The sequence below is a fragment of the Streptomyces sp. NPDC039609 genome, assembly GCF_055596705.1.
This window is the reverse complement of record NZ_JBVIUJ010000031.1, coordinates 1-9,654: the sequence shown is the minus strand read 5'-3', so window position 1 is coordinate 9,654 and position 9,654 is coordinate 1. Positions and strand designations below refer to the sequence as shown.

The following is a 9,654-nucleotide window of genomic DNA, read 5'->3' as shown; positions in this document are numbered from 1 at the left end:
CCCGGGGTGTTTCGCGGGTGTGCGGGAGGTGATCACGGGTGGTGACGTGATCTCCCCGGCCGCGGTCCGGCGCGTCCTCGACCACTGCCCGGACACGGTGGTCCGCTGTGCCTACGGCCCCACCGAGACCACCCTCTTCGCCTCCCAGGCCCCCTGGACCGCCACCGAGGAAGTGCCCGCGCCGGTCCCGATCGGGCGCCCGCTCGACGGGATGCGCGCCTACGTCCTGGACGACGCGCTCTCGCCCGTCGCGGCGGGCGTGACGGGGGAGCTCTACCTGGCGGGTGCGGGCCTGGCCCGCGGCTACCACCAGCGTCCGGATCTGACGGCGGAGCGTTTCGTCGCGGACCCGTTCGGTCCGGCCGGCTCGCGGATGTACCGCACCGGCGACCTGGCCCGCTGGGCCGACGGCGGGCTCATCGACTTCGTGGGCCGGGCCGACGACCAGGTCAAGATCCGCGGGTTCCGCATCGAACTCGGCGAAGTCGAAGCCGTGGTCGGCCGCTTCCCGGGAATCTCGCAGGTCACGGTCATCGCCCGCGAGGACCGGCCCGGCGACAAGCGGCTGGTGGCGTACCTGGTCGCCGAGCCGGATCTGGACGGCGGCCCGGACACCGAGGAGCTGCGCGGACACGCGTCCGGGCTGCTGCCCGAGTACATGGTCCCCTCCGCCTTCGTGGTCCTCGACGGGCTCCCACTGACCGCCAACGGCAAGGTCGACTACCGGGCCCTGCCTGCCCCCGAGGCACTGGCGCCCGCCCCGACCGGGCGCGGTCCGCGGACCCCGCGCGAGGAGATCCTCTGCGGCCTGTTCGCCGAAGTCCTGGGCGTGCCCACGGTCAGCATCGACGACAACTTCTTCGAACGTGGCGGCCACTCCCTCCTCGCCACCCGTCTCATCAGCCGCATCCGGGCGATCCTCGGCGTGCGGCTCTCCATCCGCAGCCTGCTCAACACCCCCACTGTGGCCGCCCTGTCGAACCTGGGCCAGGGCGACGGCGAGGAGCAGGACAGCGGACTGGAGCACGTGTTGACCCTTCGCTCGGCCGGCAGCCGTCCGCCGCTGTTCTGCGTACACCCCGGCGGCGGCATGGCCTGGTGCTACGCGGGGCTGCTGCGCTACGTCCCCAGGGAGCACCCGGTGTACGGGCTGCAGGCCCGCGGACTGGCCGGGGACGAGCCGCTCCCCGCCGACATGGACGAGCTGATCGAGGACTACCTGGGCCGCATACGGGCGGTCCAGCCGTCCGGCCCGTACGCCCTTCTGGGCTGGTCCTTCGGAGGCAAGGTGGCCCACACCCTGGCCGCCCGCCTCCAGCAGGAGGGGGAGGAGGTGTCCCTGCTGGCCGTGGTCGACGCCGGCATCGGCGGCCACGGCTCCGACGACGGCACGCGCACCCAGCGGGACCTGTTGGAACTCGCCTTCGACGGGATCGGGGCCTTCCACGCCGAAGCCGGCGACGAGCCGATCCCGATGCCGCGGGTCCTGGAGATCCTCAAGGCCCACGGCGGAACCCTGGCGGGCCTTGACGAGCGGACCGTCACCGCCCTCGTCGACATCACGGCGAACAACCTCAGGATCAGCCGCGCGACGGCCACCGAGCAGTACGACGGGGACATGATCTTCTTCGAGGCGGCCGGACCGGACGGCGCTCCCACCGGACTTTCGGAGGTCTGGGAGCCGTACGTGAGCGGCCGGATCGAGAAGCATGCCACGGCGTTCGTGCACATGCAGATGATGAGTGCGGATGCACTTGCGGACCTTGCTCCGGTGCTGGCTCGAGCGCTGAAGAAGCAGTTCTGACCACCCGGAAGGGGAACATCAATGTCCGACAAGCCGGCGCAGAACAGGTCGAGGGTCCACCGGGGGCGGGTGCTGCGCACCGAACGCGTGACCCCGCACATGATCAGGGTCGTGCTCGGCGGTGAGGGTCTGGAGTCCTTCGCCGTGGAGCAATACACCGACCACTACGTGAAGCTCATCTTCCCGCTGGAGGGTGTGCGGTACCCGGAGCCGTTCGACATCGCGGCCATCCGCCAGGAACTCCCCAGGGACCAGTGGCCCAAGACCCGGACCTACACGGTCCGCCACTGGGACCGGGAGGCCGTCGAACTGACCGTGGACTTCGTCCACCACGGCGACACCGGCCTGGCCGGCCCCTGGGCCGCGCGGGCCGAGCCGGGGCAGGAGATCCACTTCATCGGTCCCGGCGGCGGCTACGCGCCCAGCGAGCAGGCCGACTGGCACCTGCTGGCAGGGGACGAGAGCGCCCTCCCGGCGATCGGAGCCTCCCTGGAAGCGCTGCCCGCGGGGGCGGTCGCGAAGGCCTTCATCGAGGTGTCCGGTCCCGAGGAGGAGCAGGAGTTCCGGACGCGGGCCGAGGCCGAGATCGTCTGGCTGCACCGCGGGGAGCGCACGATCGGCGACGCGCTGCACGAGGCCGTCTCCGCCTCGGAGTTCCCCGACGGCACGGTGCACGCCTTCGTCCACGGCGAGGCGCACTTCGTGAAGGCGCTGCGGCACCACCTCCGCATAGAGCGCGGCCTGGACCGCGAGCAGCTGTCCATTTCCGGCTACTGGCGGCGTGGGGTGGACGAGGACGGCTGGCAGACCTCCAAGTCTGAATGGAACCGCGACGTGGCAGATCCGGTCCCGGCCTAGCCCCCGCCCCTTCCCGGGGCACCGGTGGCACCGCCCCCGCTCCTCGCGGGTCGCGGTGCCGGCGGTGGCCCGGTGCACCCCCTTCCGCTCCCTGCCGGCCAACCGAAAGTCGCGCGAGCCCAACCCGAAAGAGAGAAATTGGCCATGAGTACTGCACATGCTGTCCGTCGTACCGGGGACCGGTCGTCCGCGTTCGGCGCGGTGTCGGCCGGTGGTTCGGTGCAGGCGGCTTTCGCGGCTCAGGTGCTGCGTTCTCCGGACGTGGTGGCGGTGCGCTGCGCGGGTCGGGAGCTGTCGTACCGGGAGTTGGACGAGCGGTCGAACCGGCTGGCGCATCGGCTCATCGGTCTGGGTGTGGGTCCGGAGGCGCCGGTGGCGGTGCTGATGGAGCGTTCGGTGGACCTGGTGGTCGCGCTGCTGGCGGTCATGAAGGCCGGCGCGTTCTACGTGCCGCTGCACGTCGCGTTCCCGTTGGAGCGGATGCAGTGGATCGTGGACGAGACCTCCGCGCCGGTGCTGCTGACCGACACCGGGATGCGGGGTCGCGGCCTGCCGTCCGCCCCCACGGTCCTGGTGGTGGACGAGGACCCGCGGTCGGCGGGGATGCCCGTCACCGACCCCGGTGTCGAGTGCCGACCGGGGCAGCTGGCGTACGTGATGTACACCTCCGGATCCACGGGCCGCCCCAAGGGCGTGGCGGTCACCCACCGGGACGTCCTCGACCTGGTGGCGGACAGCCTGTTCGAGCCCGGGGTGCACGAGCGGGTCCTGATGGTCATCCCGTACGCCTTCGACCCGTCGATCTACGGCATGTGGGTGCCCTTGCTGCACGGCGGGCGGACGGTGATCACGCCGGAGGGCGAGCTGAGCGTGGCTGCCCTCGCCCGGCTGATCGCCGACGAGGAGATCACCGCCCTGGACGTCTCCGCCGGCCTGTTCCAGGTGATGGCGGAGGAGGATCCGCGCTGCTTCGCGGGGGTGCGGGAGGTGATCACGGGTGGTGACGTGGTCTCCCCGACAGCGGTCCGGCGGGTCCTGGACCACTGCCCGGGCATCGTCGTCCGCAGTGCGTACGGGCCCACCGAGACCACGCTGTACGCCACGACGCACCCCTGGTCGGGCAGCGGCGATCTCCCGTCGCCGCTGCCGATCGGGCGCCTGCTGGACGGGATGCGGGCCCACGTCCTGGACGACGCGCTCTCGCCGGTACCGGCGGGCGAGGCGGGGGAGCTCTACCTGGCGGGCTCGGGCGTGGCCCGGGGCTACTTCGGGCGTCCGGACCTGACGGCGGAGCGGTTCGTCGCCGACCCCTTCGGTCCGGCCGGCTCGCGGATGTACCGCACCGGGGACCTGGCCCGCTGGGCGGGTGAAGGGGTACTGGACTTCGTGGGCCGGGCCGACGAGCAGGTGAAGATCCGCGGCTTCCGCATCGAGCTCGGCGAGGTCGAGTCCGTGCTGGCCCGTTTCCCGGGAATGTCGCAGGTCATGGTCATCGCCCGGGAGGACCGGCCGGGGGACAAGCGCCTGGTGGGCTACGCGGTCGCGGAGCCGGGCCTGGAGGGCGGTCTGGACGTGGAGGCGCTGCGGGTGCACGCGTCGGGCCTGCTGCCGGAGTACATGGTGCCGTCGGCGTTCGTGGTCCTGGACCGGCTGCCGTTGACGACGAACGGGAAGCTGGACCGGCGGGCGCTGCCCGCGCCGGAGCTGCCGGTGTCCGGGGGCGGGCGCGGCCCGCGCACGGCGTGCGAGGAGGTCCTGTGCGGCCTGTTCGCGGAGGTGCTGGGCGTGCCGGCGGTCGGTATCGACGAGGACTTCTTCGAGCTGGGCGGGCATTCGCTGTTGGCGACGCGGCTGGCGGGCCGCATTCGTGCGGTGCTGGGCGCCGAGCTGGTGGTGCGCACGGTCTTCGAGGCCCCGACGGTGGCCGCGCTGGCGGAGCGGGTCGCGGCGGCCGGTGCGGCCCGGCCCGCGCTGACCGCCGCGGTGCGGCCGGAGCGGATCCCGCTGTCCCCGGCACAGAACCGCCTGTGGTTCCTCGACAAGCTGGAGGGGGCCAGGGCCACCTACAACCTGCCCCTCGTCGTGCGCCTGTCGGGGCCGCTGGACCCGGCCGCGCTGCGGGCCGCCCTCGAGGACGTGGTGGACCGCCACGAGAGCCTGCGCACTGTCTTCCCCGAGGGCGCCGAGGGCGTGCCGTTCCAGCGGATCCTGCCGGCGACACGGGCGATGCGGGACTTCGAGGTGGTGCCGACCGACGAGGCCGCCCTGCCCGGACGGATCGCCGCCCTGGCGGCGGAGCGCTTCGACCTGGCGGTGGACCCGCCGGTCCGGTTCCGTCTTTTCACCCTGTCGGAGACCGAGTGCGTGCTGTTCCTGCTCACGCACCACATCGCCTCCGACGGCTGGTCGCTGGCCCCGCTGACCCGCGACATCAGCCGTGCCTACGCCGCCCGCTGCGAGGGGGCCGCGCCGTCCTGGTCGCCGCTGCCGGTGCAGTACGCCGACTACACCCTGTGGCAGCGGGAGCTGCTCGGCTCCGAGGACGACCCCGGCTCCCTGGTGAACGAGCAGCTGACCTTCTGGACCAAGGCCCTGGAAGGCATCCCGGACCAGCTCGAACTGCCCTACGACCACCCCCGGCCCAAGGTGGCGAGCCACCGCGGGGACTCGGTCCCCTTCACCCTCGACGCGGAGCTGCACCGGCGCCTGACCGGCCTGGGCCGCACCCACGGGGCCAGCTTGTTCATGGTGGTGCAGGCCGCCTTCGCCGCGGTGCTCTCCCGGCTGGGCGCGGGGCACGACATCCCGGTGGGCACCCCCGTCGCCAATCGGACCGACGAGGCGATGGACGACCTGGTCGGGTTCTTCGTGAACACCCTGGTGATCCGTACCGACACCAGCGGCGACCCCTCCTTCGAGCAGCTGCTGGCCCGGGTGCGGGAGGTGTCCCTGGAGGCCTTCGCCTACCAGGACGTCCCCTTCGAGCACCTGGTGCACGTGCTCAACCCGGAGCGCTCCACCGCCCGGCACCCGCTCTTCCAGGTGCTGCTCGCCCTGCAGAACAACAACTCCGTCCCGATGGACCTGCCGGGCCTGACCGCGGATGTGACCCTCGGCGACACCGACGTCGCCAAGTTCGACCTCACCCTGGAGCTCTTCGAGCAGCACGCGGCAGACGGCCTTCCCAGCGGTGTCACCGGGCGGCTCGGATACGCCCTCGACCTCTTCACCGCGGACACCGCACAGCGGATCGTGGACTGTCTGGCGCTGCTGCTCGCCGCGGTCGCGGCGGACCCGGGCCGGCCGCTGAGCCGGATTGACCTGCTCTCCCCGGAGGAGCACCGGCGGCTGGTCGTCGACTGGAACGACACGACCGTGCCGTATCCCGACGACACCACCGTGCACCGGCTCTTCCAGGACCAGGCCGAGCGGACTCCGGACGCGCTCGCGGTCTCCTGTGGGGACGAGGCGGTGACCTACCGCGAGCTGGACGAGCGGGCGAACCGGTTCGCCCACTACCTGATCGACCGGGGGGTGCGTCCGGAGCAGCTGGTCCCGGTCTGTGTGGAGCGGGGGATCGACGCGGTCGTCGCCGTCCTGGGCGTCCTGAAGGCGGGCGCCGCCTACGTGCCGCTCAACCACGACTACCCGGTGGAGCAGCTGGAGTTCATGGTGGCGGACGTGCAGGCGTCACTGGTCGTCACGCACGCCCACCTGCGGGATCGGCTGGCCGGAGTGACCGCCGAACTGCTGCCGATCGACGCGGAGCGGCTCGCGATCGACACCTGGCCCGCCACGGCCCCGGCCGTGCCGACCGGCCCCGACAGCCTCTTCCACGTCATCTATACCTCCGGCTCCACTGGTACCCCCAAGGGCGTCATGATCGAGCACCGCTCGGTCTGCCGGCTGGTCGACAGCGAGGTGTTCTCCGGCCTCGGCCCCGGCCACGTGGTCGCCCACCCCTCCAATTTCGCCTGGGACGCCTTCACCTTCGAGTGCTGGCCCGCGCTGACCTCCGGTGCCGCGATGGCGGTGATGGACAAGGAGGTCCTCCTCGACGCCGTCGAGCTCAAGGCCGCCCTGCGCCGCTGCGGTGTGACGATGATGTGGCTGACGGCCCCGCTCCTCCGCCAGCACCTGCTGGACTGCCCCGACCTCCTCTCCGAGCTCACCTACGTGTTCTTCGGCGGCGAGGCCGTCGAGCGGCCGGTGGTGGACCAGCTGGTGGACGGCCCGTGGGCCCCCGAGCACCTCGTCCACGGCTACGGCCCCACCGAGGCCACCGTGTTCACCACCTGCTACGAGGTGGACCGGAACACCCCCCGGGCGGGGCAGCTCCCCATCGGCGGTCCCGTGACGAACACGGAGGTGTTCGTCATGGACGAGAACGGTGCCCTCCTGCCGCCCGGGGTCCCCGGCGAACTGTGGGTCGGCGGCCCCGGCGTGGCCCGGGGCTACTGGAACCGCCCGGAGCTGACCGCGGAGAAGTTCGTCGCGCACCCGTTCTCCGACGATCCCGCGGCGCGGGTGTACCGCACCGGTGACGTGGTGCGCTGGCGGGCCGACGGGCTCCTGGAGTTCGTGGGCCGCGTCGACCACCAGGTCAAGATCCGCGGCTTCCGCATCGAACCGGGCGAGGTCGAGGCCGTGCTGGCCCGCTTCCCGGGGCTTTCGGAAGTGGCCGTCCTGGTGCGGGAGGACCGGCCGGGGGACAAGCGCCTGGTGGGCTACGTGGTCCCCGCGGCCGACCGGGACGGCGCCGTGGACGTGGAGGCGCTGCGGGTGCACGCGTCGGGCCTGCTGCCGGAGTACATGGTGCCGTCGGCGTTCGTGGTCCTGGACCGGCTGCCGTTGACGACGAACGGGAAGCTGGACCGGCGGGCGCTGCCCGCGCCGGAGCTGCCGGTGTCCGGGGGCGGGCGCGGCCCGCGCACGGCGTGCGAGGAGGTCCTGTGCGGCCTGTTCGCGGAGGTGCTGGGCGTGCCGGCGGTCGGTATCGACGAGGACTTCTTCGAGCTGGGCGGGCATTCGCTGTTGGCGACGCGGCTGGCGGGCCGCATTCGTGCGGTGCTGGGCGCCGAGCTGGTGGTGCGCACGGTCTTCGAGGCCCCGACGGTGGCCGCGCTGGCGGAGCGGGTCGCGGCGGCCGGTGCGGCCCGGCCCGCGCTGACCGCCGCGGTGCGGCCGGAGCGGATCCCGCTGTCCCCGGCACAGAACCGCCTGTGGTTCCTCGACAAGCTGGAGGGGGCCGGCGCCACCTACAACGCACCGGCGGCCTTCCGGATCGGCGGGGAGTTGGACCCCGAGGTGCTGGAGCGCGCCCTGGGCGACGTGGTGGCCCGGCACGAGAGCCTGCGCACGGTGTTCCAGGAGGTGGACGGCGCCCCGGTCCAGGTGATCCTGGACGAGGACTCCACGGGCCTGCGGCTGCACCGGGTCGACTGCCGTGCCGACGAGACGGAGACGCTGGTGCGGGAGGCCGGACAGTATGTCTTCGACCTCTCGGCAGAACTGCCCCTGCGAGCCACGCTGTTCACCACCGGGCCCGAAGAGCATGTCCTGCTGCTGCTCCTGCACCACATCGCGAGCGACGGCGCCTCGCTGGGCCCGCTCGTCCGCGACCTGGAGACGGCGTTCACCGCCCGGCTCCAGGGCCGCGCCCCCTCCTGGTCCCCGCTGCCGGTGCAGTACGCCGACTACACGCTGTGGCAGCGCGAGCTCCTCGGCGCCGAGGACGACCCCGCATCCCTGGTCAACCAGCAGCTCGGATACTGGAAGCAGACGCTGGACGGCATCCCGGACCAGCTCGAACTCCCCTACGACCACCCGCGCCCCCAGGCGGCCGGACACCGCGGCGACACCGTCTTCTTCGAGCTGGACGCGGACCTGCACCGCGGGATGGCCGAACTCGCGCGGTCCACCGGCGCCACGCCGTTCATGGTCGCGCAGGCCGGCCTCGCGGTGGCGCTGACGCGGATGGGCGCCGGGACGGACATCCCGATCGGAACCCCGGTCGCCGGACGCGCCGACGACCAGCTGGACGACCTGGTGGGCTTCTTCGTCAACACCCTGGTCCTGCGCAACGACACCTCGGGGAACCCGACCTTCCGGGAGCTGCTGGAACGGGTCCGCGCCACCAGCCTGGCGGCGTACTCGCACCAGGACGTGCCGTTCGAGCGGGTGGTCGAGGCCGTCAACCCGGTGCGCTCACCGGACCGGCACCCGCTGTTCCAGGTCCTCCTCAACGTCCGGACCGGTGCGGACAGCGCCCCGGAGCTGCCCGGCCTGACGGCCGAAGAGATCGTGGGGAAGCAGCAGACGGCGAAGTTCGACCTGTCGCTGAACCTCCTCCTGACCCACACCGACCAGGGCCTTCCCGGACCGGTGCGGGCCTACGTCACCTACGCCGCTGACCTCTTCGAGCAGGAGACCGCCGAGCGCCTGATCACCGGTCTGGTAAGGATCCTGGAGTCCGTCTCCGGTGATCCTGATGGCCGGATCGGTGGGATCGATGTGGTCGATGAGGCCGAGCGTGTGCGGCTGCTGGAGTCCTGGGCGGGTGCGCAGCCGTCGGAGGGCCTGCGGGCGTCCTCGGTCCATGCGGCCTTCGCCGCCCAGGTCCCGCGGACCCCGGACACGGTCGCGGTCCGCTGCGCGGGACGCGAACTCACCTACCGCGAGTTGGACGAGCGCTCCAACCGGCTCGCACACCGCCTGATCGGACTCGGTGTGAGCCACGAAGCGCCGGTGGCGGTGCTGATGGAACGCTCGGTGGACCTGGTCGTGGCCCTGCTCGGGGTGCTGAAGGCGGGCGGTTTCTACCTGCCGCTGCACTCCGGCTCCCCGCTGGAGCGGATGCAGTGGATCGTGGACGAAACCTCCGCCCCCGTCCTGCTTACCGACACCGCAATGCGCGAACGCGGCCTGCCCGCCGTCCCGAACACGGTCACCGTGGACCAGGACCAGGACCCGGCACTCGCCGCGCTCCCGGA

Annotated in this window: 3 protein-coding genes; all 3 read left to right on the top strand. The window is 72.3% G+C overall.

Annotated elements, in window-relative coordinates; genetic code table 11:
• On the top strand, nt 1-1,804 hold a 1,804-nt coding region (locus tag ACZ561_RS40000; RefSeq protein ID WP_471005075.1), incomplete at its 5' end, for an alpha/beta fold hydrolase.
• A 21-nt stretch (nt 1,805-1,825) separates the two neighbouring features.
• The gene (locus ACZ561_RS39995) at nt 1,826-2,662 is read left to right on the top strand and encodes a siderophore-interacting protein (protein WP_471005073.1); all 837 of its coding nucleotides are present in this window, start codon (nt 1,826-1,828) and stop codon (nt 2,660-2,662) included.
• Between the two features lie 144 nt (nt 2,663-2,806).
• Nucleotides 2,807-9,654 (top strand): amino acid adenylation domain-containing protein (locus tag ACZ561_RS39990; protein WP_471005071.1); only part of this gene is annotated, 6,848 nt, incomplete at its 3' end.

Coding starts and splice junctions, on each gene's coding strand:
- ACZ561_RS39995 (WP_471005073.1), top strand. CDS start 1,826: ATGTCCGACAAGCCGGCGCAGAACAGGTCGAGGGTCCACCGGGGGCGG.